The following is a 25638-nucleotide window of genomic DNA, read 5'->3' as shown; positions in this document are numbered from 1 at the left end:
ATTTCACCTAAACATAAAAACGGAAGCTCAGTAGCTTCCGTTTTTTTATCGACAGAGTTTCTTATCAAAGCGCCATTGCTACGCTGTAAGCGTTACCATTAAGTACGCGTTTAATGCCAATACCAAAGAAACAATCACCACACCTGCATAAGACACCCATTTGTTGTTTTTGAACTCCCCCATCAAGCGTTCACTGTTGGTAAAGATAAGCAATGGGATAATCGCCAGCGCAATACCGAAGCTCAACACCACTTGGCTCATCACCAAGATATCTGTGGTGTTCATGCCCAAACCAATCACCACAAACGAAGGTGCCATAGTAATAAAGCGTCTTACCCACATTGGGATAGAGAAGCGTACAAAGCCCTGCATCACCACCTGACCTGCCATTGTACCAACGACGGTAGAAGACAAGCCTGAAGCAATCAACGAAACACCAAACAACACAGAAGCAGCTTTACCTACCAATGGCGTTAGCGTCATATGCGCAGTTTCAATTTCCGCCACATGTTGGTTGCCTGAGTAATGGAACACGGCTGCAGCCATCGCCACAATCGCGATATTCACAAAGCCTGCAATCACCATAGCAATCAGCACATCAAAGCGAGTGGTACGAAGGCGAGTTTTGGTGCTTTCGCCATAGCTGTTTTTGAACAAAGCAGAATGAAGATAAATCACGTGAGGCATCACGGTTGCGCCTAGAATACCCGCAGCAAGGTAGATTTGCTGCGAATCAGTAAAGGTTGGCGTTAGTAGACCTTTCACCATTTCACCGCCCGCAGGGTGCGCAAAAAACAGTTCAGCAATGTAGATAACCGCGACCAGCATCAAAAGTGAACCAATCACCACCTCTAGCGGTTTTTGACCTTTCTGGTTAAGCATCAAAATCATCACGGTTGCTACCGCAGTGATCATCGCACCTTCCAATAAGCTAATTCCAAACACCAACTGAAAGCCGACTGCGGCACCGATAAACTCGGCAAGGTCTGTCGCTATCGCGATGATTTCAGCTTGGATCCAGTAGAAGCCCACCGCCCATTTATTTGGTAGGTGATCACGTAGATGCTCTGCGAGATTTTTGCCTGTGACAATACCTAGCTTGGCGGATAAATACTGAATCAACATCGCCATTAGGTTCGCCCATAACACTACCCAAAGTAGCTGGTAGCCAAATGAAGATCCCGATTCAATATTCGTCGCAAAGTTGCCTGGATCGATGTAGCCAATCGCCGCAACAAATGCAGGACCAAGCATCATTAATTTGCGTTTAATCTTGTTGAACGCCGAAACATTCGATACAGCCGCGTTCTCTAACTGTATGGATGCATGATTTATCGATGCATTACTCATGGTGGTATTCCTCTCTTGTCGATGAGAAGAATCATACCCTCAAGCAAATGAGAATCAATATCACCTAGATATCTAAAAGTGGTAATTAAGATTTCGGCAATTAATTTTGAGCTATCGATAAACAAAAACTATCAAGGAAAACTCTATTCGATAGAAACAACAATGCCGCGATAAACGCGGCATTGAGAGCGGGGATGATTTCGTGTGCTGTCGCTCAGTCGCGGCGGCCACGTAATTGAATCGGTTGATTAGAAGCGTCGGTTTGAATCATAACACCACCGTAAGTAGCATCATTTCGACCTTTAAGCGTTAGATTAGAATCCGCGCGTTCCACATCAACTTGGTTTGCTTGGCTCATTGTCATATCAATTGTACCTGTGTATGACCCATCACCAGCGAATGCTACATTTACAGAACAAACCATTAAGCCTAGTGCGATTAGTTTTTTCATACGTCACCTCGATTTCTGTGGTACATCGTTTCGATGTAGAAACTCTAGCAACGCATGCTAAGTAGCACGAGGAAAACCCGAATTTACCAAATGGAAACCCTAGGTCAAAAAACGCTTTTCTACCATAAACTTAGAATTGACCATCCCCTGTCTTTTATTACGAGAGGCGGAGTTATGATGCCGTAGCAACGTTGGCTGGAGTAGAAGAATGACAATCAATCTGGATATGCAAAACGTCTTGGTATTAAAGCGTATGTATGAGCTACGTAACGTGCGCTTGGTGGCAGAATCCCTAGGAAAAACATCTGGCGCCATCAGCAAAAATCTCACCAAAATGAAAGCGCAACTGGACGATCCTCTCTTCATTCAAACCAAAAATGGTTTTGAGCCGACCTCCTTTGTTGAAGCCAACATGCCGCACTTCGAGCAGATATTAACCAGTGTTGACGCGATCAAACCGCAAGAATTTTCTCCATCTCTCTTCACCGGAGACGTTGCTATTTACGCGAATACACTATTCTGGGATCGATACGGGGATAAGCTTTACTTGCAACTGCTAGAGCAAGCTCCCAATGCGAACTACTCGTTTTTAAGATGGGGAGCGGATGCACGAAACCGTATAATCGATGGGGAAAACGCAATCGCGATCCACTACTTCGATGAAGATCTCCCTCAGTCCATTGCTCAAAAAGAGCTGGGCAAGGGTAAAGCAGTGTTCTTTGTTCGAAAAGATCACCCTGCGCAAGATTTCCAATCCTTAGAAGATTACACCTTCATATTATTCAAAACTCCCGGCTGGAACGATCACAAATACCCATTATTGGATCGTTTGAAGAACATCGGTTTTGACGTGAAGCCCAAAGTCGAGATCGAACACCCAGCAATGATCCACAACATCATCATGAAAACCGATCACTTCGGTATCACCATGAGCGGGAATGAGCCCGAATGTTGTCGAAGTATCGAACTACCAAACGGGCTGGAACTTGGGGTTAGCTTTGTGATGAGCTGCCGTCGCTCACAACAGCACGATCCGCAAAACCAATGGTTGTTCAGCGTGATTCAATCCATCATTAAGCAACATTCTAAACTCGGTTAGAACTTGATTTCACCGAGCACACCAAGTGTGATGGCTTGTTGGTGTTTGTTGATGTATTCAATATCCTGCAAATACGCTCGGTGATGACCTTCTTCCAAATTAGCTTGGAACTGGGCGTCACCGTGGGCGGCCATTGCACGCATGTGATCAACTAAAGCCGTCAAACGTAATGTCATCATTTCCACTAATTCTTCACGCTCTAATCGGCTGCAACCATAGGCATCGCAAAAGATCTTCGCTCGACGAATTTGCTCTTCCAGTGTACCCATTTTGTCATTTTCATCGGTTTTGAACGGTGCCCAGCCGTAAACCGAAAAAGCAATATCCCAGATACGTGGGGCTGGGTGCGCCGTATCAAAATCAAATACCCCCACTACAACATCGTCTTCTAACGCCACGTTATAAGGCATGAAATCACCATGACAGATCACCTCTTGCGGCGAGCGGGCGGGTAGCATCCAATGATGCACATCTTGTGTATTTTTCTTGAGGAAACTTTCTGATGCATCATGAAAACGACGAAGCAACTTTGCTGCAGATTTCAATGCGGTCAGTGAGGCAATTTCACCTTCGAGCGGGTAATTGTAGGTTTCTCCTTCCACGAACGTCAGTAGCTCTTTGCCACCCTCAATTGCAATCGCCTTTGGGCATGCAGTAAAGCCATGACTATGTAGATGTTGGAGTAATTGATGAACTGTCATTGTCCAATGACTGGCAGGCCGACTGACTCGATCCCCCTTGCGATAAATGGCATTCTCCCTGCCCCCTTCTAACGCTTCCATTACTTCTCCTTGATAGCCAGAGCGCGAGCTCTGTGAGTGATGACGACATGAAACGTACTCGATCATCTTAGCACTCGAATTCTACTCATGAAGGCTGATAATGTTTCAGATTGTTAGCTTAATCGCAGTCATTATTCGTCTTGTGATTGGGCCCTAAAATTACGCTTATAAACTTTGCATAATCCAATCAACAAAAGCTTTCACATGAGGCTTTTCTTCATCTCGAATGATCATGTGATGAGCTCCTCGACTTGGCATCGACCACTCACCAACTTTCACTAATGTGCCTTGCTGCAAGTGGTCTTCAACGAGCAAATCACGCACCAACAACACGCCAAGCTGATTCACAGCCGCTTCAATGGCGAGCAAGGAGTGCTCGAATTCCCCCGTTAGTTTTATGCTTGTGCCTTGATATCCTTGCTGTTCCAGCCAACATTGCCAAGTTTCCTGATAGCCACCCGTCGCGAGCTTTGGTAAGCGAATCAAATCGGCCAAATCACGGACAGGATTGAGATGCAAAAAACCTGGGCTTGCTACAACGATCCAGTTTTCTCGCGTCAGTTGAATCGCTTTTTGACTTTGCCACTCTCCATAACCATTGATGATCTCCACATCCGCAATATCGCTGTTACTTGGCATCGCGTTAGCCGTAGTAGAGACTTTGAAGCTGATTTTAGGATGTTGACGGTGAAAGTCAGCCAACCGCGGCATGAGCCATTGAGAACAGAAGCTGTGTGCCACATGTAACGTCAGTTGTGCTTGTTGTTGCCTAGAGAACAGGTGCTGAGTTGCCGCAGACAAGCTTTGGAAAACATGACTTACCACAGGTAAATATTCATGAGCTGCTTGAGTCAGATTGAGCTGGGCGCCATTGCGTTCAAATAAGGTGGCATCCAAATACGCTTCGAGGGATTTAACTTGCTGACTCACCGCCGCACGGGTGACATTGAGCTCCTCTGCCGCCTTGGTGAAGCTTTGCAATCGAGCGGTCGCTTCAAACGCTTTCAGAGAATTTAATGGCGGTAGGTTTTGCATATCAGGCTCCAGACAAACTAGTAGAAGATACTATGACGGAGCTGTGACAAATTAATGAAGGGAAACAAAAAAGCCAGCGTCAGACGCTGGCTTTCAAAGTCACTGATTCAATAATGAATTATTGAGCAGCTTCTTCAGTTTGGTATTGGAAAGCTGGAACAACAACTTCTACACGACGGTTCTCTTCACGACCTTCGCGAGTTTCGTTGCTAGCTACTGGGTTAGCTTCACCCATACCTTTAACAGTCATACGGTCTGCAGCGATACCTTCAGCTTGGAAGTGCTCAGCAACTGCTTGTGCACGCTTCTCTGTTAGCTGTTGGTTGTAAGCTTCAGAACCAGTTGTGTCACTGTAGCCGTTGATTTCAACTTGAGCTTGTGGGTAAGTGTTCATTAGCTCAACAGTACCGTTGAACGCAGAAGCGTCTTGTAGTTCAGCGCTTTCTAGGCCGAATTGTACTGTTGTAGATTGAGCTGGGTACTCGTGGTCAACGATGCGAGTCGCTGGACGAGTTTCAACTACTTCTTCTTGAACTACTGGCTCAGAACCGAACTTGTAGTTGAAGCCGATACCGAAGAAGTCAGCATCCATGTCGTCGATGATGTCATCAGACATGTCTTGGTAACGTTGGTACTCAGCGCGTAGGCTCCAGTTGTAGTTGATTTGGTATTCAGCACCTAGAGAGCCAGTTGGTACGAAATCTTTCTCGTCACCAGCCATCATGTATGCAGCACCTACTTTAGCGAATAGGTTCCAAGAATCATTTAGTGGTAGGTTGAACTTAGGAGCAAGAGTTAGTGCCCATAGGTCACCATCAACTGTGTTTAGGCCAGCTTTGTTGAAGTTAGCAGTGAAGTTACCTAGGTAATCTACGCCGTATTCAGCAGCTACGTATTCGTTGAAGTTGTAACCGATGTGCATGCCAGCAGCAAAGCTATCGTCATCACATGGCGCGTCTAGGTGACATGCGTCGTTAAGAGCGTTGTAACCTAGCTTACCGCCGATGTAAGTGTCAGCAAGAGCAACATTCGACATTACGCCACCAGCTAGAACGGTAGCCACTGCAAGAGCGATTTTTTTCATTATTTTTACCTTTAATGCGAAGGTGACCCGACTACTCTCTTACCACCTTAAAGCGGTCATCACGACAGTCAGTACCTACACTGTTTCAAGTGATTACAAATTACGTCAACAATCTGAACTAATTCACCTTAACGATGTCTTAACTTGAGATTATCCATTAAACCATTGATTAAGATGCTCATCCGAAGATTTCCAAATTTTGAGCACACTGCTTTACCAGCGCATGAACAAATTGAGTCAATCTCTTAAAGCACTAAATTCCAAAGCAAGGATTATCCAACTTAATTTGCATACATACATAGCAGCTAAAAGAAACTTTTAGTTGCAGTGCCTACATACAGACCGGATACATATGATTTGTAAATGGTTGAGATTAGATAACTTTTGTGACGTAAATCTCAAAAGCGACTTTAACAGAACAACTCTCTTTATCATAAATTAGATTTATTGTCGTAACGATTAGTTTTTCTAATCAATGGCCACGTAAGCACCAGAAACTGAAGGATTTTTGTTTTAGGTGATGAAAAAATTGACACAATCCACACATAAGGCAAGGAAAAAACCTACAAAGAACACAGCTCGCGCAGTGCGAGCTGTGAACTAAATGGCTTAAATCTTGTCCGAAATCGCCAATGTTGCAGCCAAAACATCTTGTCCAAACAACACACTACGTTCTGGTGACCAACCGTAAAGTGGGTCTGGATGGTTGTTATTATCTTTGAATGGCATCTCGATTGTGTAAGACAAACACTTGAACTGCTCCGCCACCCAATTAGAGCCAACGGTTAGATTCGCTTTACCCGGCTCATCTTTGTCGTAGCCGATCTCGTCTTGGAACTCTGGTGTAATCGTCAGAAGTGCTTGTTTAAACGCGTTTTCCAACTCTGCCATACCTTCATCATAAGAAGGAATACCTTCAGAGCCCGCCACAAAGTTGTAAGGAATAGCTTCATCACCATGAATATCTAGGAACATATCCACGCAAGTTTCTAGCATGCGCTCACGAACCAAGAAGACTTCTGGGCTCTTTTCCATTGATGGCGTTTGCCACTCACGGTTTAGGTTTACGCCAACCGCGTTAGTACGTAGGTGACCACGCACACCACCGTCTGGGTTCATATTTGGTACTACGTAAAGTACTGCTTTTTCAAGCAATGCACGCGCAACCGTGTCGTTCTCATCAAGCAGACGTTGGATCATGCCTTCCATGAACCATTCTGCCATCGTCTCACCTGGGTGCTGACGTGCAATCATCCAGATTTTCTTTTTGCCTTCTTCTGGCTCACCGAAAGTAAGCAAGCTCATGTCATTGCCATCTAGCGTATGACCAAGCGTCTCTAGTTGGCAGTGGTGCGCGCTTTGTGCCATGTGTAACAGGTCTAGGTGACGGTCGTACGTGTAAGGTGCAAAGTACGCGAAGTAAATTGAGCTGCGCTCAGGGATAACAGTGAAAGTCAGCGTATCGCCATCAAACTCTGCCGGAACTCGGAACCACTCTTCACGATCGTAAGACGCAACCACGTCGTAACCTTGCCAACCTTCCGGGTAAGCTGATTTCGCAAGATCAAGAAGTTTGATGGTGTGTGATTGCTCGGCTTCTGTCTCTAGACGGAAGTGGAACCACTGGTAGAATTCCGACATGTTGTCGTTAGGAATTTTGAGTTGAATGTCGTTTTTGTCGTCCGCTTTCACTACGTGAATGCTGCCGCTGTCAAAATTGCTGAATACTTTCATTTTATTACTCACCTTTTGCATCTGAGCTTGAAAGACTGAGGCTAACACAAAGGCAAGAGGTGCCTCTAACACTTTCACCTCTTCCCCATCTGTTTGCGATCAAAATATTCAGTTTAGTCGAGCTTATCCGCTTTGCCTGCTGGCCCCGCGAGTTTGGCTAGCCACTTGTCCCAGATAAATGGTGTTTTATCGTTATCTTCTGCTTCCTCTTTGCGACGAACCGCGTTGCGCACCATCATTGCGCCCGTCCAACGAAATGGCTCTGGTGGGAAGTGCCCTAGAGGCCCTTTGGCTAAACCGCTTTTCGTCCATTCGTTTTCTAGCCCTAATACCAATGAAGATAATATCTTTCCGCCCATTCGCGTCTGCGCAACCCCGTTACCCGAATAACCAAAGCCATAAAAGATATTGCTTTGGTTATCTAGCTCACCGAAGAATGGAAAACCGGTAGCGGAACGATCCGACCCGCCTGTCCATGAATAAGCGAACTCAGCCCCTTTCAAGCGCGGAAACAACTTATCGAGCGACTTACGCAGTAGATCTTGATAGCTCGTTGGCTTGTTGAACATCGCATCAACGCGGTTGTTGAAAGAGAACTGATTACCACCTTTCCCTAACATCAAACGGCCATCTGGCGTATCTCGGTAATAGTGCACAAAAATGCGAGAATCTAAAACGCTAGAGCCGGCCTGCCAACCAGATTGAGATAGCGCGTCGCCAAGCGGTTTAGTGATCACCATATCGGAAGAGACAACGACAATACTATTTTTGAATTGCTTAAATTGCTCAACCATCCAAGCATTTAATGCCAGCACGACTTGCTTAGCCTGAATACTCCCTTTAGGCGTAGAAACAGTGGCCGGTTGCCCATAATCTAAACGGGTCATTGGCGTATTCTCATAGACCTCAACCCCCAATTCGATTGCAACACGTCTTAATCCTCTCGCTAATAAGGCGGGTTGAACACTGGCTGCGACTGGAGAATGAAAGCCCTCCACATTGCGCGGCGATCCCGTACTAGCACGCAACTCCTCAAATTGGCAACGACGCCAACTGTTCACATCCAAACGCTTTAGCTCATCCACAACAGGCTGCATTCCTCCCATCTGAGCTTGGTTGGTTGCGGTGTAATAAACCCCTTTCAACGATAATTGCGCATCGATCTTGTGCTGCTTACAAAAACCGTCGATCTCTAGCACTGCTTGCTCCGACTCTTTTACCAACCAAGCGGCGTGTTCTTCACCGAATAAGCGTTTCAAGGTCGGAAATTTTGTCGACCAAGTCAGCATACAACCGCCATTTGCGCCGGATGCACCACTGCCACACAAGCCTTTTTCAATCACAACTACCTGTTTTTCCGGCGATTGCTGCTTAATCATGATCGCGGTCCAAAGGCCTGTGTAACCACCGCCGACAATAGCGACGTCCGCTTGGAGGTTTTGTTGAAGTGGTATTGCGGTTTCTGGCTGCTCAACTTCAAGCGCTTGCTTAAACCAATATGAAGGGTGAGTCATTCAATATCCTTTGTAAAAGTGACGTACACAACTGTGCTTTATCACCACTTTACAAACCTAGCGAATATCCAACGAGCAAGAAAAACTTACGCTGAGCGTTAGAAAATATTTATTAAATATTATATTCACAAACACATTCACCAGGAAAATATAATTTAATAAAAAAAGGGGAGCAAATGCTCCCCAAAAAATAACAGAACGAATATACAACAAGGATTAAACAGGCAATAGAGTTATAAATGCTAGCGAATAAATAAATTAGCGGTTGCCAGGTTCACGCATACGGTATTCGTATTTCACATTTAATATCGGTTGATATGCGATTTGACCATTGTCTTGTAGAAACTCATCAACCGTTACTTTCGCATTGGTAATAGAGAAAGACTGGCGGTCTACGATATCAAATGAGCTTTTGAATTCGTCTCTGAGCTGCGCCGAGGACTTACTTTGATAGTCCTTAATCATTTCAAACCCCATGTCGTAAGCCGCTTGCTTACTATCAACAACCTCACCTTGGATAGTTTTGGTGTTATTGGTCCATTGGTAACCACCAGCAATAGCAGCGAGTGGTGTAGCAGTGAGTGCGATAAGACTTGCTAGAGTAATTAAACGTTTCATAGTGTGCTCCTTACTTACCTTTTAAATATCGAGTTCCAAATGCTCGATGAATGTAGAGTACCTATAGAGACCTAACGCCAATCATATTAATTTCAGAATTTTTTAATTATTTTAAATTTAATTATAAACGTGTTTTCAGGCTCGATTTTTGCTAATAATTTAAGATGAGAAAAACAAATAAAAACCAGAAATTAAGATTTTCTCAACCCCAGTGATGCGGGTTTTCGTTTTTACTCACCTGTTTTAATATACCTAAATGCTATAAAGATGCTGATTGTGAGAATAAGCACCTTCACTCCGACGATTTGCTTGCCTTTACTCTCTTACGCAGTGTCATCCTGACACTCTCATACTAAGCCTTACAATACCTCTTCTGATTTTTCTCATAGAATCCCACCTAAAAGAACACTGTTCAAAACTTATACCTGTCATCGCCTGAGCAAAACGAGTAACCATTTTGATTGCCCTTCTTTCGCGCTCCATAACCAGCGCTCATAGCCACTTTGACAGAGCCAACACTTTTGGAAATGAGACTGGACCATGAACAAATCCATCTTGCATCAAAGTAAGACCATTTACTCAGACCAGTTCGCGGAGATCTATCACCCGATCTGGAGTTACCGCATTAAGTTTATTGCGCGCGCATTGTTCTACAAGAAAGCATTCAACTACTTGGCTGACAACATTGAAGCGTCAACATTAGAGATGCTGTGTACACGCACACATCGCTTTTTGGAAAAACCTTTTCGCCCGTACATCATTAAAAATAACCCAGCGATCGATCGCTCAGAGCTTGTTGTTGACCACTATAAAACCGCGTCAAAACTCGTCTCTCCAGCCTTAATGAAGCAGATCTATACCGATCCTAAAGGGCTCACTCTCATGACCTTTGGGATTGATGAGATCTTATATACGGTGAGATTAGTGTATGAAGCTCGCTATCAGAAAGAAGGCGATATGAGCTTGGTACTGCACAGCCAAGAGGACGGTAACTTCTACACCATCTCTTTTATCCTCGGACATGAGAACGGCACTCGCTGCATTAAGATTGGCGGCCTACAAGGACCACGCAGTAATGAGACCAGCAATGAGAAGATCAAAAAGCTGACTCGCAAACTTTATGGTCAACGTCCAAAAAGCCTAATGGTCAGCCTACTGAGTATCCTTGCACAGATCTGGGGAGCTGAAACCATCCTTGCGGTCAAGACACAGTCTCATACCTATGCAGCTAGACGCTACAGCAAAGGACGAATCAAAACCGACTACGACGCATTATGGATTGAATTAGGCGGCACCGAATACGACCGTCACTTCTACTCTATCGACGTTAATGCACCGCGTCGCGACATCGAAGGTATGTCTCGTTCTAAACGTTCTATGTATCGTCGTCGTTATGAATGGCTAGACAACACTAAAGCAACATTCGAAGAAGTATTAAAAAGCTAACACGCTAGAAGACTCAGGAGAAACGTCCCATGCGTTATTCATTCGTGACTGCTTTGGTGTTGTCGACCTTTTCGTTGTCAACCTACGCAGCAACCAGTACACATGTCATTGGCACCAACCTAGGTTACGGTATGGTCAACTACGACGCGCCTACCAGCGAAGAGTCTGGAGACATGTTCTTAGGTGAGATTTATTATCGCTACATGCCAACGCATAACTTTGGTATCGAAGCAGGCTATAAAGGGGCGTTTGATGGTATCGGCTCGATACTCGTTAGCCCAATTTCGGAAGTCACCAACACCAGCTTCTCTGGCCCTCGTTTGAGTGGTTACGCCAGTTACCCGCTTGGTGCTGGATTCGAGGTATACGGAAAAGCAGGCATGACTTACTACACGCTGGCGTACACCTATTCAGTTAACGATCAAAGCCGTGATATTGAGAAATCGAGCCTAGGCGGTGAAGCTGCCGCTGGCTTAGGTTGGAGCTACAAGCATTTTGGATTGAATGCTGAGTATGTGTACTCGAAAAACAGCGATTTTGATTCTGGTGGCGTGATGTTCGGCGCACAATTGCGTTTCTGACGTCAGCTATACCTACCCCTTCCCCCAAAAACTAAAAAGAAAAAGGCAGCGGTTCCCTGAGTCGTTGCCCTTTTCTTTCACCAATATGGGTCAGTTCGTCAGCGCAAGAATGATCCCCGCCACGATAGAAGTAACCCCAAGCCCTCGGGTGAGATACCATTTCTCAGACAGAAACCAAATCCCCATAAACAATCCAAACACGATGCTGATTTGCCTTAGTGCCACCACCAAACTCACGTTGTCTGTCATGGTCATCGCAAACAGCACCAAGCCGTAGGTGGATGCCATCATTACCCCTGCCATGCTGGCGGTTTTGCGGATCTGCCACGCGGTCTTAATCTCATCTGGCTTGCCCGTAACCAAGCACCACACAAGGGTTGGAATACCTATCGCCCAAAACTGCACACCCAAGTAAAAGATCGCACTGTACTGATCATTCAAGATCTCTGATGCTTGTCCTGTGAGTAAACTCAGCGCTTCTTTGTCGACCACCGAGTAACCCGTTGTGCCTATTGCGGCAATCAATGCCCAGAACACACCAACATTCAGATAAGAACCCAATGTCATCTGACGAAAATTCGTCAGTGGTACCAGCATACAACCAAGGGTAATCAGCAAGAATCCAAGCCACTGCTGACTGGATAACTCATGTCCCAATGCCACACTGATTGCGCCAACCATCATCACAGGCAGTGCCCGAGCAATCGGATAAACCACCCCCACATCAGCGTGCTTATAAGCGACAATCAAACCGACCAAATAAACCATTTGTGAAATGCCGCTAATGAACAGCAATCCCCAAAATTCACTCGGTAATGATGTCCAGCCAATGGTCGCCAAATACCAAATCAAATAAGGGGTAAGAATGGCACAGGCAGAGAAGCTGGCCGCCATAGTAAACGCGAGTCCAGAGCCTGAGTTGCTTTTACCAAGGATATTCCAGCCCGCATGGAGAACAGCAGAAAAAACGACGAGACCAATCGCCAACAAATCCATTTCAATATTCCTGTCTGAATAAAATAAAAGCCCCGAGATGGAGCCTTAGATAATGAGAAAATCCACTTAACGATTGAGTTCCGCCAGAGATTCAATGCTGATGGCATCGTGTCGCCAATACTCGATATCGCAATCAATCAACTCACCGTGCTGGTTGTAGTTAATGCGCTCCACCACCATCGCTGGCGTGCCGGCTGTCGCGCGCAGTGCTTGAGCCATTTCACCCAACAAAGTGCTGGTTGAAATGCGGTAGCGAATCTTTTGATATGTAACGCCATAATGATCGCGGTAAATGTCCGTCAGTGAATTTGATAAATCGTAATCCAGCAGGTTCGGAAACAGCTCTGGACGAATGTAGTTTGTTACGAATACCACAGGTCTATCTTCAAGGTATCGCACACGGTCGACTCGATACACGTCCGAGAAAGGCTGCAAGTCCAGCAAGCGCGCCGCTTGTTTGTTTGCCAACGTCCCTTTTGCTGCAACCAACTCCGTTTTTGGCACACGATTTTGCGCTTTCGCCATGTTCGGGAAGTTTAGCGTTTGGGTTGGGTCGTAACGCAATGGCTCAGGAGAGATAAACCAACCTCGGCGATCTTCGCGATAGATTCGACCTTCCGCTTCTAGCAATGATAAAGCTTCACGCAGAGTGACGCGTGTAGTATCGAACGACTCCGCCAACTTACGCTCTGCTGGCAGTTTTTGACGCGGCGAAAGCATGCCCGCTTCAATCTGTTCAACAATCGAATCTTTAATTTTTACGTATTGCACGAAGTGTCCTTATCTTTTTCGCCAAGCTTGTGTGCGATTCTCTAACAATTTACCCAAAGTCATCTGAACAATCTTCGCAATTGCGGCAGCAATCATGATCATCACCGCCATCGCCGCAGCAGCGCCAGTTTGACCGGCATCGTCCATATTTAGAATCGAGACCGAAGCCGGAATCGTATCGGTTGAGTAAAGGAATACTACCGCAGAAGTGGTGGTCAATGCATTAACAAACAAGTAAGTCGCAATGTCCAAAATCGCAGGTAAGCACACAGGTAATGTCACTTTAAAGAACAACTTGTATTGAGGAAGCTTCACCGATGCCGCCGTGGCTTCAATCTCCGATGGCAACTGCTTTAGCGCTGTCAGGGCTGTCATGTGACCCACGGTGTAGTAATGCACTACCGTGTTAATTACCAAGAATGCCATGGTGCCATAAAGCACATTCAGAGGATTGTTCGCATCGTTGAAGTAAAAGATGTAACCCAAGCCAAGCACCATACCCGGTACCGCCATTGGCACTACGCTAAGCATTTGCATCACCTGACGAATTGGACCAAACGCACGCCCTTTCTCAATGCAGTAAGCACCGACAAAGATGATGGCTGTACCAATCACTGCCGTCCAACCTGCCAGCGTTAGCGAGTTGAAGAATGGGCTCCAACCATAAGTGCTCATTTCAGCAAAGTTGTAATTGTTTAGCGTCAGCGCTTTGTTCCAAGGCCAGAATGTAACTAACGAGCCATACACCGCCATGCCTAGCACTGCCAACACTGCGATAGAAATGATGCTGCAGTAAACCAAACAAATGCTGTCGCGCACTTTGTTGGGTTCTGGCTGATAAGGCACTGAACGTGTGTCGAATAAGCTCTTTTGTTTTTTCTGTACCCAACGGTCTGCACCAAATGCCATTACCGCAGGGAATAACAACATAATGCTGGTCACCGCACCCATGGCAAAGTTTTGTTGTCCCACAACTTGCTTGAAGATGTCAGTCGCCAGAACGTTATAGCTGCCACCAATCACTTTCGGCACACCAAAGTCCGTAATAACTAACGTAAAGACGACGATAAGCGTACTGATCAAACCGTATTTCGCCGCAGGTAACGTCACCATAAAGAAGGTTTTGATGGGTGAAGTTTTCAGTGCGCGGGCTGCTTCATACAAACGGGCATCTGAAGTGCGCAGCGAAGTGGTTAAGATCATCAATGCATGAGGGAAGGTCCAGAAAATCAAACCCATCGAGATACCAATCACGCCGTAAATCGAGTTTCCTAACAACATCTCTTTGGCAATGCCTTGATTACCGAAAAGGAAGATCAAACTGATCGCCGGCAACAACGAAGGCGCAAGGATTGGTGCAGTTCCTAGGATTTGAAACAAACCTTTAAACGGCATGCATGAACGAGTCAGCGCGTAGGCATAACCAAACGCAAGCACGCCGACTACCGAGGTCACTATCACGCCCAAAGTGAGGGTGTTGCCTACCGACACCCACAAGCTTGAAGAAGAAAAGTACGTCGCAAAGTTTGCCAGACCGACAAATTCGCCATTGGCATTTTGCACACTCTTGGTCAACATTGCCCAAAGCGGCATTAAGATGAAAAGCACCATCATGGTCGACAAGCCAGCGAGCAAACCAAACAACACAAGGTTGTCGCGGCTAACACGTCCGAGTAAGGATTTTGCTTTGTCTTGTGTGGTCAGGCTATTCATCGTCATTGTCTTCGCATCCATGTTTACACCTACGCTGCTAGCGCTTTATCAACCGAGGGCACGGCGTAACCATGCAGCCCTTCTTCAGCAAACTGGATGTAACGTACATCGCCCGCCTTGATATTGAGTTTTTGAACCGTTTCCACGGGCACATCCACGACGATGGTTTTCGTTGAGCTGTCGTTTTGCAATACGCAATCAATGCGGAAAAACGCCCCCAAAAACTCGGTAGCCGTAACTCGCACTGGTAAAGAGTTGGTGTAGTTTTCAACGAACTTGATGCTTTCAGGACGCACTGCAAGGTCGAAGCGGTCACCACGTTGGATCTTACGATTGGTCAAGCTTGGCGCTGGCATCAGGGTTTCCGCAATGCGTACTTGGGAGTCCGTTGCAACTGAGGTTTCAATAAAGTTCATGCTGCCGACAAACTCAGCGACAAAGCGCGTGGTTGGTTGTTGGTAGATCTCTTGAGGCGTACCGACTTGCTCAATCACGCCATGATTCATTACCACGATACGATCCGCCATCGACAACGCTTCATCCTGATCGTGCGTAACCATGATGGTGGTGATGCCAAGCTTGCGTTGCAGCTTACAAATCTCGTCACGTAAATGAACACGTACTTTTGCATCCAGCGCTGACAGCGGCTCATCCAATAACAGTAGACCCGGAGACAACGCCAATGCGCGAGCGAGTGCTACACGCTGCTGCTGACCACCAGAAAGTTGGTTCGGGAATTTCTCGCCAGAGGTTGGAAGACCAATGGTTTCTAACCAATAATCCACCTTCTCTAACGCTTCTTTGGTCGACATGCCTTGGTTCTTCAAACCCACCGCAATGTTCTCTTGCACAGTTAGGTTCGGAAACAGCGCGTAAGATTGAAATACGATGCCGAAATCGCGCTTCTCTGGTGGTAGAAATGTGGTCTCTTGACCGTTTTGAAAAATCGCACCAGACGTTGGCAAGTCTAAACCTGCAATGGCACGTAGCAGAGTGGTTTTACCGCAGCCAGAAGGACCAAGAAAACAAACGAACTCGCCCTTTTCAATCGCTAGCGAGATTTTCTTTAATGCAGTGAACTGTCCGAATTGCTTCACTACATTTTCGATATTTAGGTAATGTTGGTTAGTTGACATAACACACGCTCCAAATGGTATATACCAACTTTAGTTTTGGAGTGTTACGTTCCAATGACAAATTTATAGCCAGAAGATGACAAATAGATGAAGGGGGATGAGGTTTGTTTCTACGCTTGCAACCCCCTCCAACTCCCCCTTTTCTCGGCATGGTTTGCCAAGCATTTGAATGCGGTTATCAAGGGGGAGAGCTGTTCTTTGCTACGGTAAGCCTTCCCGACGTCATTCTGAAGGAGCCTAGGCGAGTATTCAGAATCTATTTTCAGCACGTTGGAAGTTGCATTGTGAATTAAACTATTCGCGAACGCAGAACCAGTCCCTCCCCTTTACCAGCATGACTATTGTAATCCCCTAAAGTTGAAGCCAAGGGGAGGCTAGGTGGGGTTGCTGCTTTAACGTTGAGTTAGGTGCTTCCAACCCCCTCCAACTCCCTCTTCTCTCGACATGCTTTGCCAAGCATTTGAATTTGGTTATCAAGGGGAAGGGTTTTCTTTGCTGCAGTGAGTTCGGTGCTTTCCCGATGTCATTCTGGAGGAGCCTAGGCGAGTATTCAGAATCTACTCGAAGCGCGTTGGATGTTGCATTGTGAATTAAATTATCCGCGAATGCTGAACCAGTCCCTCCCCTTTACCAGCATAACGGTTGTAGTCCCCCGCAGTTAAAGCCAAGGGGAGGTTAGGTGGGGTTGATGGTTTAACGTTGAGTTAGGTGCTTACAACCTCCTCCAACTCCCCCTCCTCTCCCATGATTTGCCAAGCATTTAAATTTGGTTCTCAAGGGGGAGAGCTTTTCTTTGCTGCGGTGAGCTCAGTGCTTTCCCGACGTCATTCTGAAGGAGCCTAAGCGATTATTCAGAATCTACTTGAAGCGCGTTAGATGTTGCATTGTGGATTAAACTATCCGCGAATGCAGAACCAGTCCCTCCCCTTTACCAGCATGATTGCTGTAGTCCCCCGCAGGTAAAGCCAAGGGGAGGCTAGGTGGGGTTGATGGTTTAATGTTGAGTTAGGTGCTTCCAACCCCCTCCAACTCCCCCTTTTCTCGGCATGGTTTGCCAAGCATTTGAATGCGGTTATCAAGGGGGAGAGCTGTTCTTTGTAGCGGTAAGCTCAGTGCTTTCCCAACGTCATTCTGAAGGAGCCTAGGCGAGTATTCAGAATCTACTTGAAGCGCGTTGGATGTTGCATTGTGAATTAAACTATCCGCGAATGCAGAACCAGTCCCTCCCCTTTACTAGCATGAATATTGTAGTCCCCCGAAGTTAAAGCCAAGGGGAGGTTAGGTGGGGTTGCTGCTTTAAGGCTTTTGACTTTCGCCTCTTACAAAAACAAAAAATCCACCTCAACCGAGGTGGATTTCAGTATTCAACTCAAAGCAAATTCAATTAAGACTTTGGTTCTGATTTCGCATCGAACTTCTCAGACCATGCCGCTAGAATCTCTGCACGCTTGCTACCCATTTGCGCGAAGTCCATCTTCGCCATGTTCTCTTGAACGTTCGGGAAGTTAGACACAGTCGCTTTAACTTCTTTATGTGCAACCACTGGGTACATTTCTACGTAAAGCTCGTTTGCCGCTTTAGAGATTGACCAGTCTACAACGCGCTTCGCTGCATCAGACTCTTTTACTAGACCAACGGCTTCTGATTCCCAGCCGATGCCTTTAGGTGTGATAACCGCGAGTGGTGCACCTTGTGTTTTCAGCTTCGCGCCGCGACTTGCCATCGAAATACCGATAGCCACTTCACCCATACCCGCTTGAACACATGGCTTAGAGCCCGAGTGCGTGTAGTGTGCAATGTTCTTGTCTAGGTCACGCATGTAGTTCCATGCCTGATCTTCACCCATGTTTTGTAGCCAAGCAGAAACCTGCATGTAGCCAGTGCCTGAAGACGCTGGGTTCGGCATTGCAATGTGACCTTTGTAAACCGGCTTTGTTAGGTCCTCCCAAGATGCTGGTTTAGGCAGGTTAAGTTGTTTCGCTACCGCTTCGTTGAAACAAACCGCGTTAAAGAACGCATCGTTACCGAACCAAGCTTGGTTTGATTGAGGGTCGTTTAGGTTCGCATGCAGCTCTTCCAAACCTTTTGGTGTGTAAGGCTTAAGAAGACCTTCATCTTTAAGCAGTGCCATTGACGAGCCAGCAAGACCCCAAACCACTTCCGCTTGAGGGTTGTTCTTTTCGGCCAGCAATTTCGCCGTCATGATACCGGTGGAATCGCGAACCCACTTAATCTTGATATCTGGGTTATCTTTCTCAAACGCAGACTTGTATTTAGCAAGAATGTCAGTTTCGAAAGCGGTGTAAACCGTGACTTCCTGTGCTGCCATTGCATTCGTAGCTAGCAGAGAGACAAGTGCAGCCAGCGATCCTTTCATCAAACGGTTTTTCATCATTTTCTCCAGTTAATTTGGCTAAGTTTTTATTTGGTCTGTACCAGTTGACGATACCACCCTACTGAGCCTTTGTGACGAAATCATGACCATTAAATGGCAGTTTTACGAAAATTTGCGCTGAATAATCGTTCAATTGATCCACCATTTTCTGGATATTAAAGTTTTATGAAATTGGAGATTCGCCTATTTACTGCCCTTTTCTTCCTCGATAGAGTGAGCTTGAAATTTGGTGTAGACCAATTAGCCTATTCTGATGGAAATCGAGATGAAAAACGAATACCTACTACTGACTCCAGGTCCTCTATCTACTTCTGAAACGGTACGTGAAGCCATGCTTAAAGACTGGTGTACTTGGGATGATGAATACAACAAAGACATTGTAGAAGTGATCCGCACTAAGCTTGTAAAACTGGCGACGGAGCAAGACGGCTACACCAGCGTACTAATGCAAGGTAGCGGCACCGCGTCAGTAGAAGCGACGATTGGCAGCGCCATTGGCAAAGATGGAAAATTGTTGGTTGTCGACAACGGTGCTTACGGTGCACGTATCGCTCAGATCGCTGATTACCTAAATATTCCATGCCATGTAGTTTCCCCTGGCGAAACATCACAGCCACACTTGAACGAGGTGGAAACTGCATTGGCATCGGATCCTGCTATCACACACGTGGCAATTGTTCACTGTGAGACAACCACTGGCATGCTTAACCCAATTGAGGCATTTGCTTCTGCGGCAAAAGCACACGGTAAAGTCGTGATTCTCGATGCCATGTCGAGCTTTGGTGGCATTCCTATCGATATCGCAGAGCTAGGCATCGATTTTATGATCAGCTCTGCAAACAAATGTATTCAAGGCGTGCCGGGTTTTGGCTTTGTGATTGCGAAACAAACTGAGCTCGAAAAGTGCCAAGCTCAGGCACGTTCTTTGAGCCTTGATCTTTACGGCCAATGGCATTGCATGGAAGTGAACCACGGCAAATGGCGTTTTACGTCTCCAACGCACACGGTTCGCGCTTTCTACCAAGCATTACTAGAGCTGGAACAAGAAGGCGGCATTGAGGCTCGTCATCACCGTTACCAAACTAACCAGAAAACACTGGTTGCAGGTATGCGTTCTCTGGGTTTCGAGCCGCTACTGAGTGATGACCTTCACTCGCCAATCATCACTTCTTTCTACTCTCCAACGCACAGTGATTACCAATTCAAAGCGTTCTACACACGTTTGAAAGAGCAAGGCTTCGTGATTTATCCGGGTAAGGTGTCGAACGCAGATTGCTTCCGTATCGGCAACATTGGCGAAGTTTACCCAGCAGATATCGAGCGCTTAATCAGTGCGATTGAAAAAGCAATGTACTGGCAAGTTGCGTAAAGCAGCCTTCTGATTGAGAGAGCGTTATGACTCAGAATATCAAACCGACTCATTTTCGTAGTGAGGGCGATGTCAACACGACGCCAGCGCGCCAAGCTTGGAATGCATCGATGGATGACGAACGCACGCAAACATTATTGAAGCGTGATTCGGAGGTCTTTCTTCATCAAGCTATGTCGACACCTTGCTTAGATACCTTGGAAGCAGCAGAAGGCATCTATATCCAAGATGCTACCGGCAAAAAGTACATGGACTTTCATGGCAATAACGTCCACCAGCTGGGCTATGGTCATCCGCATGTGATTAAACGTGTGCAAGAGCAAATTGCCAAACTGCCGTTTTCACCACGTCGTTTTACCAACGAGACCGCGATTGAATGTGCTGAAAAGCTCACCCAAATCTGTGGCGGTGAATTGAACCGCGTGTTGTTTGCTCCGGGTGGCACATCTGCGGTTGGCATGGCGCTTAAACTAGCACGCCACATCACAGGCAACTACAAGGTGGTGTCGTTGTGGGACTCCTTCCACGGCGCATCGTTGGATGCCATCTCAGTGGGCGGCGAAGCGTGTTTCCGCCAAGGCATGGGACCATTAATGGCAGGTGTTGAGCGCATTCCACCAGCCATATCTTACCGTGGCGCTTTCCCAATTGCGGACGGCAGCGACGTGCATTACGCCGACTACCTTGAATACGTGATTGAGAAAGAAGGCGGCGTGGGCGCATTTATCGCAGAAGCGGTTCGTAATACCGACGTACAAGTGCCGAGCAAAGCCTACTGGAAACGCATTCGAGAAATCTGTGACAAACACAATGTCATGCTGATCATTGACGACATCCCTAACGGCATGGGTCGCAGCGGTGAATGGTTTACCTACCAAGCCTACGACATCGAGCCAGATATTCTGTGCATCGGTAAAGGTTTGGGCGGAGGCTTAGTGCCTATCGCAGCCATGGTAACCAAAGACAAATACAACACCGCCGAGCAAATCTCCATGGGTCACTACACTCATGAGAAAAGCCCTATCGGTTGTGCTGCAGCACTGGCAACCATGGAAGCCATTGAGCAAGACGGCTTGCTAGATAAAGCCAAAGCCGACAGCCGGTTTATGCGTGAAAAGCTGCTAGAGATGAAAGCCAAGTACCCTGTGATTGGCGATGTACGTGGCATCGGCATGTTATGGGGCATCGAGTTGGTCACTGACCACGAAAGCAAAGCACGCGCGTATGACGAAGCGGAAGCTGTGTTGTACCAATGCCTCAACAATGGCGTGAGCTTCAAGGTATCGCAAGGCAATGTGATTCAACTCAGCCCACCGCTGATCATCACTCGCGAACAACTGACTGAAGCGTTGGCGATCTTCGAAGAAGCCATCGCCAAAGTGTGTAAAGACTTTAACTACATTTAGGGTCAATAGACCTCAACAAAAACCAATTTATCCTGAGCGCAGTTCCGACGTGTAGGCAAGCGCTCTGGCAAGCAAGAAAAAGGATTGAACATGAGCAACTCACCAATTCAAGCAGTGATCTTTGACTGGGCTGGCACTATCGTCGATTTCGGCTCTTTTGCGCCAACCAGCATCTTTGTGGAAGCGTTCAAGCAAGGCTTTGATTTTGATATCGACCTTGAAGAAGCGCGCGAACCAATGGGGCTTGGTAAGTGGGATCACATCCAAGCAGTGGGACGCATCCCTGCGGTTGATAAGCGTTGGAATGAGAAGTTTGGTCGCTCAATGACCAGCGAAGACATCGACGCTATCTACGCAGCATTTATGCCGCTGCAAAAAGCAAAAGTGGCAGACCACGCAGAGCCAATCCTTAATGCGATTGAAGTTGTAAACGATCTGAAAGACAAAGGCATAAAGATCGGTTCTTGTTCTGGTTACCCCCGCCAAGTGATGGACGTGCTGATTCCAGTGGCGGCGGATTACGGATACAAACCGGATTACGTAGTAGCAACGGATGACCTGCCTCAAGGTGGTCGCCCTGCACCATTTATGGCACTGAAAAACGTGATTGAGCTGAATGTAACGGACGTTAACGCGTGTATCAAAGTGGATGACGCTGCACCGGGCATCGATGAAGGTCACAACGCCGGTATGTGGACCGTTGGTTTGCTGCTTTCTGGTAACGAAGCAGGTCTAACGTTTGAAGAATACCAAGCTGCGGACGAAGCAACGCTTAATGCTGCTCGTGAAAAAGCGCGTGCAAAATTGCTAAAGAGCGCGCCGCATTATCTCATCGACACCATTGCTGACTTCCCTGAAGTGGTTGCAGATATCGAACGTCGACTAGCGGCAGGTGAACGTCCGTAATCTTCATCTTCCACCAATAAATGAAAGCAAACGCCCCTCACGTGAGGGGCGTTTTTCTTTTTGACGCTATCTTAAGGAGGTTTGGCTTATTGAAGCGTAGTTCCGTTAGATAACAGCTTTCTTGTCGGCTCTTGTTCGGTGTATTCGACCGCATCGTGATCCGCGAGCTTATCGACTTCCGCCTGTTCGCCCACCACAACCAACACGTGTTGTTTCACCAGAGCGTCGACTACTTCAATGTTGTGCTGACGAAGAAGCGCTCTCACTTCGCTCTCTTTCCCTTCATGATACTTAACAAAGTAACGTGCCGGTTGCTGCTCGGCTTGATCTTGGCGTTCATCCACGAGAGGAAATCCTTGATTGTTTGCCAAGCTGCTTGAGCTCAGTCCGATTGCCAATAGTGCGGTAGCGCCTACCGCAGACAAAGAAAGTAAGGTCAACTTCTTCATAGTCACTCCTTATTGAAAGGTCAGAGTCCAACTGTTGATGGTGCCTGTGTCTCTTCTGGCATTGTCCACCGCTTTAAGTTCCCATGTGCCTTGTGATTCAAAACCCGAGAAATCCGCTTGGAAACTGGTTTTAATGTCGTTCGCACTGCCGCCCGCGTTGTCGTGCAGTACCACTTGACCACCATCTGGCGACGTTAATGTGACATAAAGATCACCAATGTAGGTGTGAGTGATATCCAAGTCGATAGTCACTGAACCTGCATCGCCAGAGCGAGCCACATCTAATGAGCTTACAACGCCAGACGCTTTGTTATCAGGAATCGCTACCGCATCCGAGTTGGTGTAGCTAGAAGGTGTAGAGCCGCCACCAGATGAATCACCCGAACCGTTATGTGTCGCGACAAGAGAAACACCAGAGTACGCGCTGTAGCCGTAAACCAATACTTCATATTGCCCTGCGCCAGATACGTTCAAGCTACAGCTTTCGCCATTACCGCCCGCCCATGAACGACAGTCGTAAGTGCTGGTGCTTGGTGTGCCATTAAAGCGCACGTAAAGGTCAGCATCACCAGAGCCACCACTCATGTTGAATGTCGCTTGCGTTGCATCCGCAGGGACGTCAAACACAAATACTGTGCTTGATTTGCTGCCGCCAGAAAGCTGTGTTTTCGCTACACCGTTTTCTAGAACGTTGTCGTTGCCAGAGCCGCCGCCATCCTGACCATTACAGCCAGCGTCTAGGTATTGTTTCGCAGCCTCAGCATTCACAAGACCATGACCAGTGCGGTTATCACGACCTGTTACGTCAATGTCCGTTGCTGTCTTGATCAGCGCGTTACGTACTTGAGCTGCAGTACAGGTTGGATGGTAACTCCATACCAAACCTGCAACACCGGTTACGTGTGGCGTCGCCATCGAAGTACCGTTGTAATACTCGTAGTCTTCACCCTTAGTGGTCGATACCGTGATATCTTGACCAACGTAACCCAACAGCTCCTGACCGAAGGCACGATCAACTGTCACCGACACAATACGCGCCGCGTTGTTTTGATCGACTAGGAAAGGATTCTGCAAGCCCGGTAGCTCGGAGTTACTGTACACAATCGCTGCACTCGCACCTGCGTTGTAACACGCTTGAACTGCATCGATTTCTGGGTAATTACCAGATGATTGGTTGCCCACACGCTCGGTCAAACAGATCTTGCCCGACATATCGCCACAGCTGAAGCTGCTACCGGATACGTCACAGCTTGCTAGTGTCGCCGTAATAGAACCGACAACAGGATCAGAACCGTAACTGCCGCCCGATTGGATCAAGCGGTTGTGAGGAACGATGCCACGATCGAACTGGCTAGCACCGTTCAAGCGAATGTCTGAAAGCTTACCTTCGCCAACTGTCACCGTAGACAGAATTGCTACACCCGGACCTGCGATTTCAACTTGGTCTGTCGCTTGGGAAAACGCCGCGTGATCACGCTTATCATCCACCGCCGCAACAGACATTACCGAATCGTAAGACGCTGGGTAGCTGTGCGCAGTATTCCCGCTATTACCCGCAGCAGCAATCAGCAGCACGCCTTGGTCGTAAATGGTTTGCAACGCGTTTTTCTCCGTCACACTTGATTGGCTACCACCAAGGCTCATGTTGACCACGTTCGCGCCGTTGTCAGCACAAGTTTGTACCGCTTTCACCAAGCTGGATGAGTAGCCCCAACCCGCTTCATTGAACACCTTGACGATGTGCAAATTCACGTTTTGGTTTGGCATAACGCCTTTGATGCCCTCTGTGTTGGCAATCGCGGCAATCGTACCCGCTACGTGTGTACCGTGAGCGTTGTTGTTCCCCGGAACACTCCAAGAGCCTGTACCGCTATCGTTTGTACCCGACACTCGGTTACCACTCAGATCGTTGTGTGCGAGGTCGTAGCCTGAATCGATGATACACACAGTGCGGTTACCTGCACTCGAGTCATCCAAAAGCTGAGCGTTAACCGCCTCATAGCCCCATGGGATAGTCTCACTTAACAGATAACGCGGTGGGTCAATCTCCACGTATTCTACATCACTGCGGTTACGCAGTTGCCCCAGTTCCGAGTCTTCCATCTCCACACTGTAGATTGCGCGGTTTCCTAGCTTTTCCACTTTACGCGCTTTGAGCTGATCTAAAACCGACTCTTGCGCGATGCGTGGCCCCCAGAAAGAGTTTCCACCTAATGCTGAAGGACTGGACGTATCTTCTTTAAATTTGACGATGTATTTAGTCGGCAAGTTAGATTCGTCGAACCCCGTCAGAGGAGCCGCATGCGCTGACATCGAAAATGTCATCGCAACTGCAACGGCAGACAATGAAAACAAGCCATTTAATTTATTTGTTGTGTAGTGCATTTGCTCTATTCCTTTTTGAGCTGATTTTTATTCACTTTATGCTCATGAAAAATCATAACCATGAGTTATGCATGAGCTAATCAGCTATAGAGCATCTGTTAAAAAATCCAAATAATTCATTTTATAAATATATGATTATTAATAAAGGATCATTTAATCAACAGTTATGGTTAACATTAAAAATTAACTATTTTACTTATAAAGCAATTACTTAATTACACGCAAAGTGCATGTTAAATTAATGTTAGTGAGTAATTATTCTATATTTTATAAAATCATACTATTTACCAAATCTATTGAAATACGATTGCGGTACCAAAATTGATAAAATGAATAATTAGATATTTGACTGAATGGCGTATTTACCCAGAATGAGGAGAGTTGATGAGATAACTTCTCATCTAAATCATGACGATTA

The 25638-nt window shown here is 46.7% G+C and carries 21 protein-coding genes; 6 read left to right on the top strand and 15 right to left on the bottom strand.

Features of this window, described 5'->3' with window-relative positions:
- Positions 1 to 78: 78 nt before the first annotated feature.
- Positions 79 to 1350 (bottom strand): Nramp family divalent metal transporter, encoded by a 1272-nt coding sequence (locus GXP65_RS05080; protein WP_162092209.1) that lies wholly within the window; start codon positions 1348 to 1350, stop codon positions 79 to 81.
- Between the two features lie 214 nt (positions 1351 to 1564).
- A complete protein-coding gene (locus tag GXP65_RS05075; RefSeq protein WP_005432461.1) occupies positions 1565 to 1801 on the bottom strand; it encodes a hypothetical protein in 237 nt (78 codons plus the stop codon).
- 208 nt (positions 1802 to 2009) lie between these two features.
- On the opposite strand from GXP65_RS05075, the gene GXP65_RS05070 reads away from it, so the two are divergent.
- Positions 2010 to 2900 carry a LysR family transcriptional regulator gene (locus GXP65_RS05070; protein ID WP_162092208.1) on the top strand — a complete coding sequence of 297 codons (891 nt, stop codon included), beginning with the start codon at positions 2010 to 2012 and terminating at the stop codon, positions 2898 to 2900.
- Here GXP65_RS05070 and GXP65_RS05065 read toward each other — a convergent pair.
- The 6 genes from GXP65_RS05065 to GXP65_RS05040 all read right to left on the bottom strand — a co-directional run bounded on the left by GXP65_RS05065 (position 2897) and on the right by GXP65_RS05040 (position 9667).
- Positions 2897 to 3682 carry a phosphotransferase gene (locus GXP65_RS05065; protein ID WP_122020881.1) on the bottom strand — a complete coding sequence of 262 codons (786 nt, stop codon included), beginning with the start codon at positions 3680 to 3682 and terminating at the stop codon, positions 2897 to 2899. The genes GXP65_RS05070 and GXP65_RS05065 overlap by 4 nt on opposite strands.
- 165 nt (positions 3683 to 3847) lie before the next feature.
- On the bottom strand, positions 3848 to 4717 hold the full coding sequence (locus tag GXP65_RS05060; protein ID WP_011999192.1) for a LysR substrate-binding domain-containing protein: 870 nt from the start codon (positions 4715 to 4717) through the stop codon (positions 3848 to 3850).
- Positions 4718 to 4835: 118 nt separating this feature from the next.
- Positions 4836 to 5801: an OmpA family protein gene (locus GXP65_RS05055; RefSeq protein WP_005432472.1), complete on the bottom strand. Its 966-nt coding sequence runs from the start codon at positions 5799 to 5801 to the stop codon at positions 4836 to 4838.
- Between the two features lie 609 nt (positions 5802 to 6410).
- A complete protein-coding gene (locus tag GXP65_RS05050; RefSeq protein ID WP_162092207.1) occupies positions 6411 to 7535 on the bottom strand; it encodes a M14-type cytosolic carboxypeptidase in 1125 nt (374 codons plus the stop codon).
- A gap of 113 nt (positions 7536 to 7648) precedes the next feature.
- On the bottom strand, positions 7649 to 9049 hold the full coding sequence (locus GXP65_RS05045; protein WP_162092206.1) for an FAD-dependent oxidoreductase: 1401 nt from the start codon (positions 9047 to 9049) through the stop codon (positions 7649 to 7651).
- Between the two features lie 258 nt (positions 9050 to 9307).
- Positions 9308 to 9667, bottom strand: coding sequence for a DUF3316 domain-containing protein (locus GXP65_RS05040; RefSeq protein WP_005432476.1), 360 nt, complete (start codon positions 9665 to 9667; stop codon positions 9308 to 9310).
- 540 nt (positions 9668 to 10207) lie between these two features.
- Between GXP65_RS05040 and GXP65_RS05035 the strand changes: the two genes are divergently transcribed.
- Positions 10208 to 11113 carry a VirK/YbjX family protein gene (locus tag GXP65_RS05035; protein WP_162092205.1) on the top strand — a complete coding sequence of 302 codons (906 nt, stop codon included), beginning with the start codon at positions 10208 to 10210 and terminating at the stop codon, positions 11111 to 11113.
- A gap of 29 nt (positions 11114 to 11142) precedes the next feature.
- On the top strand, positions 11143 to 11694 hold the full coding sequence (locus GXP65_RS05030; protein WP_005432481.1) for an outer membrane beta-barrel protein: 552 nt from the start codon (positions 11143 to 11145) through the stop codon (positions 11692 to 11694).
- A gap of 90 nt (positions 11695 to 11784) precedes the next feature.
- Here the strand turns inward: GXP65_RS05030 and GXP65_RS05025 are convergent, their stop codons facing one another.
- The 5 genes from GXP65_RS05025 to GXP65_RS05005 form a co-directional block, all read right to left on the bottom strand.
- Entirely contained in the window at positions 11785 to 12690 is a 906-nt protein-coding gene (locus GXP65_RS05025; protein ID WP_162092204.1) for an EamA family transporter, read from the bottom strand.
- A 66-nt stretch (positions 12691 to 12756) separates the two neighbouring features.
- On the bottom strand, positions 12757 to 13461 hold the full coding sequence (phnR, locus tag GXP65_RS05020) for a phosphonate utilization transcriptional regulator PhnR (RefSeq protein ID WP_005442366.1): 705 nt from the start codon (positions 13459 to 13461) through the stop codon (positions 12757 to 12759).
- Positions 13462 to 13470: 9 nt separating this feature from the next.
- On the bottom strand, positions 13471 to 15195 hold the full coding sequence (locus GXP65_RS05015) for a putative 2-aminoethylphosphonate ABC transporter permease subunit (RefSeq protein ID WP_162092203.1): 1725 nt from the start codon (positions 15193 to 15195) through the stop codon (positions 13471 to 13473).
- 8 nt (positions 15196 to 15203) lie between these two features.
- The gene (locus GXP65_RS05010) at positions 15204 to 16310 is read right to left on the bottom strand and encodes a putative 2-aminoethylphosphonate ABC transporter ATP-binding protein (protein WP_162092202.1); all 1107 of its coding nucleotides are present in this window, start codon (positions 16308 to 16310) and stop codon (positions 15204 to 15206) included.
- Positions 16311 to 17694: 1384 nt separating this feature from the next.
- The gene (locus GXP65_RS05005) at positions 17695 to 18705 is read right to left on the bottom strand and encodes a putative 2-aminoethylphosphonate ABC transporter substrate-binding protein (RefSeq protein ID WP_162092201.1); all 1011 of its coding nucleotides are present in this window, start codon (positions 18703 to 18705) and stop codon (positions 17695 to 17697) included.
- A 265-nt stretch (positions 18706 to 18970) separates the two neighbouring features.
- On the opposite strand from GXP65_RS05005, the gene phnW reads away from it, so the two are divergent.
- From phnW to phnX, 3 genes are all read left to right on the top strand, one after another.
- On the top strand, positions 18971 to 20074 hold the full coding sequence (phnW, locus tag GXP65_RS05000) for a 2-aminoethylphosphonate--pyruvate transaminase (protein WP_162092200.1): 1104 nt from the start codon (positions 18971 to 18973) through the stop codon (positions 20072 to 20074).
- 26 nt (positions 20075 to 20100) lie between these two features.
- Entirely contained in the window at positions 20101 to 21480 is a 1380-nt protein-coding gene (locus GXP65_RS04995) for an aspartate aminotransferase family protein (RefSeq protein WP_162092199.1), read from the top strand.
- A gap of 90 nt (positions 21481 to 21570) precedes the next feature.
- Entirely contained in the window at positions 21571 to 22386 is an 816-nt protein-coding gene (gene phnX, locus GXP65_RS04990) for a phosphonoacetaldehyde hydrolase (protein ID WP_162092198.1), read from the top strand.
- Between the two features lie 86 nt (positions 22387 to 22472).
- Here the strand turns inward: phnX and GXP65_RS04985 are convergent, their stop codons facing one another.
- The gene (locus tag GXP65_RS04985) at positions 22473 to 22835 is read right to left on the bottom strand and encodes an ATPase (protein ID WP_009705061.1); all 363 of its coding nucleotides are present in this window, start codon (positions 22833 to 22835) and stop codon (positions 22473 to 22475) included.
- A gap of 9 nt (positions 22836 to 22844) precedes the next feature.
- On the bottom strand, positions 22845 to 25220 hold the full coding sequence (locus GXP65_RS04980; RefSeq protein WP_162092197.1) for a S8 family serine peptidase: 2376 nt from the start codon (positions 25218 to 25220) through the stop codon (positions 22845 to 22847).
- Positions 25221 to 25638 lie beyond the last annotated feature (418 nt).

Source organism: Vibrio sp. LB10LO1, from assembly GCF_010092875.1.
Classification (GTDB): Bacteria; Pseudomonadota; Gammaproteobacteria; order Enterobacterales; family Vibrionaceae; genus Vibrio; species Vibrio campbellii.
The sequence above is the reverse complement of the archived record's forward strand: the minus strand, read 5'-3'. Positions and strand labels throughout refer to the sequence as shown.

What these genes read in the sequence shown, in the direction of transcription:
- GXP65_RS05075 (WP_005432461.1), bottom strand. Translation starts at nt 1,801, where the DNA reads ATGAAAAAACTAATCGCACTAGGCTTAATGGTTTGTTCTGTAAATGTA.
- GXP65_RS04985 (WP_009705061.1), bottom strand. Translation starts at nt 22,835, where the DNA reads ATGAAGAAGTTGACCTTACTTTCTTTGTCTGCGGTAGGCGCTACCGCA.
- GXP65_RS05015 (WP_162092203.1), bottom strand. Translation starts at nt 15,195, where the DNA reads ATGGATGCGAAGACAATGACGATGAATAGCCTGACCACACAAGACAAA.
- GXP65_RS05060 (WP_011999192.1), bottom strand. Translation starts at nt 4,717, where the DNA reads ATGCAAAACCTACCGCCATTAAATTCTCTGAAAGCGTTTGAAGCGACC.
- GXP65_RS05045 (WP_162092206.1), bottom strand. Translation starts at nt 9,049, where the DNA reads ATGACTCACCCTTCATATTGGTTTAAGCAAGCGCTTGAAGTTGAGCAG.
- phnW (WP_162092200.1), top strand. Translation starts at nt 18,971, where the DNA reads ATGAAAAACGAATACCTACTACTGACTCCAGGTCCTCTATCTACTTCT.
- GXP65_RS04980 (WP_162092197.1), bottom strand. Translation starts at nt 25,220, where the DNA reads ATGCACTACACAACAAATAAATTAAATGGCTTGTTTTCATTGTCTGCC.
- GXP65_RS05030 (WP_005432481.1), top strand. Translation starts at nt 11,143, where the DNA reads ATGCGTTATTCATTCGTGACTGCTTTGGTGTTGTCGACCTTTTCGTTG.
- GXP65_RS05065 (WP_122020881.1), bottom strand. Translation starts at nt 3,682, where the DNA reads ATGGAAGCGTTAGAAGGGGGCAGGGAGAATGCCATTTATCGCAAGGGG.
- GXP65_RS05070 (WP_162092208.1), top strand. Translation starts at nt 2,010, where the DNA reads ATGACAATCAATCTGGATATGCAAAACGTCTTGGTATTAAAGCGTATG.
- GXP65_RS05040 (WP_005432476.1), bottom strand. Translation starts at nt 9,667, where the DNA reads ATGAAACGTTTAATTACTCTAGCAAGTCTTATCGCACTCACTGCTACA.
- GXP65_RS05035 (WP_162092205.1), top strand. Translation starts at nt 10,208, where the DNA reads ATGAACAAATCCATCTTGCATCAAAGTAAGACCATTTACTCAGACCAG.
- GXP65_RS05080 (WP_162092209.1), bottom strand. Translation starts at nt 1,350, where the DNA reads ATGAGTAATGCATCGATAAATCATGCATCCATACAGTTAGAGAACGCG.
- GXP65_RS04995 (WP_162092199.1), top strand. Translation starts at nt 20,101, where the DNA reads ATGACTCAGAATATCAAACCGACTCATTTTCGTAGTGAGGGCGATGTC.
- phnX (WP_162092198.1), top strand. Translation starts at nt 21,571, where the DNA reads ATGAGCAACTCACCAATTCAAGCAGTGATCTTTGACTGGGCTGGCACT.
- GXP65_RS05025 (WP_162092204.1), bottom strand. Translation starts at nt 12,690, where the DNA reads ATGGATTTGTTGGCGATTGGTCTCGTCGTTTTTTCTGCTGTTCTCCAT.
- GXP65_RS05055 (WP_005432472.1), bottom strand. Translation starts at nt 5,801, where the DNA reads ATGAAAAAAATCGCTCTTGCAGTGGCTACCGTTCTAGCTGGTGGCGTA.
- GXP65_RS05005 (WP_162092201.1), bottom strand. Translation starts at nt 18,705, where the DNA reads ATGATGAAAAACCGTTTGATGAAAGGATCGCTGGCTGCACTTGTCTCT.
- GXP65_RS05050 (WP_162092207.1), bottom strand. Translation starts at nt 7,535, where the DNA reads ATGAAAGTATTCAGCAATTTTGACAGCGGCAGCATTCACGTAGTGAAA.
- GXP65_RS05010 (WP_162092202.1), bottom strand. Translation starts at nt 16,310, where the DNA reads ATGTCAACTAACCAACATTACCTAAATATCGAAAATGTAGTGAAGCAA.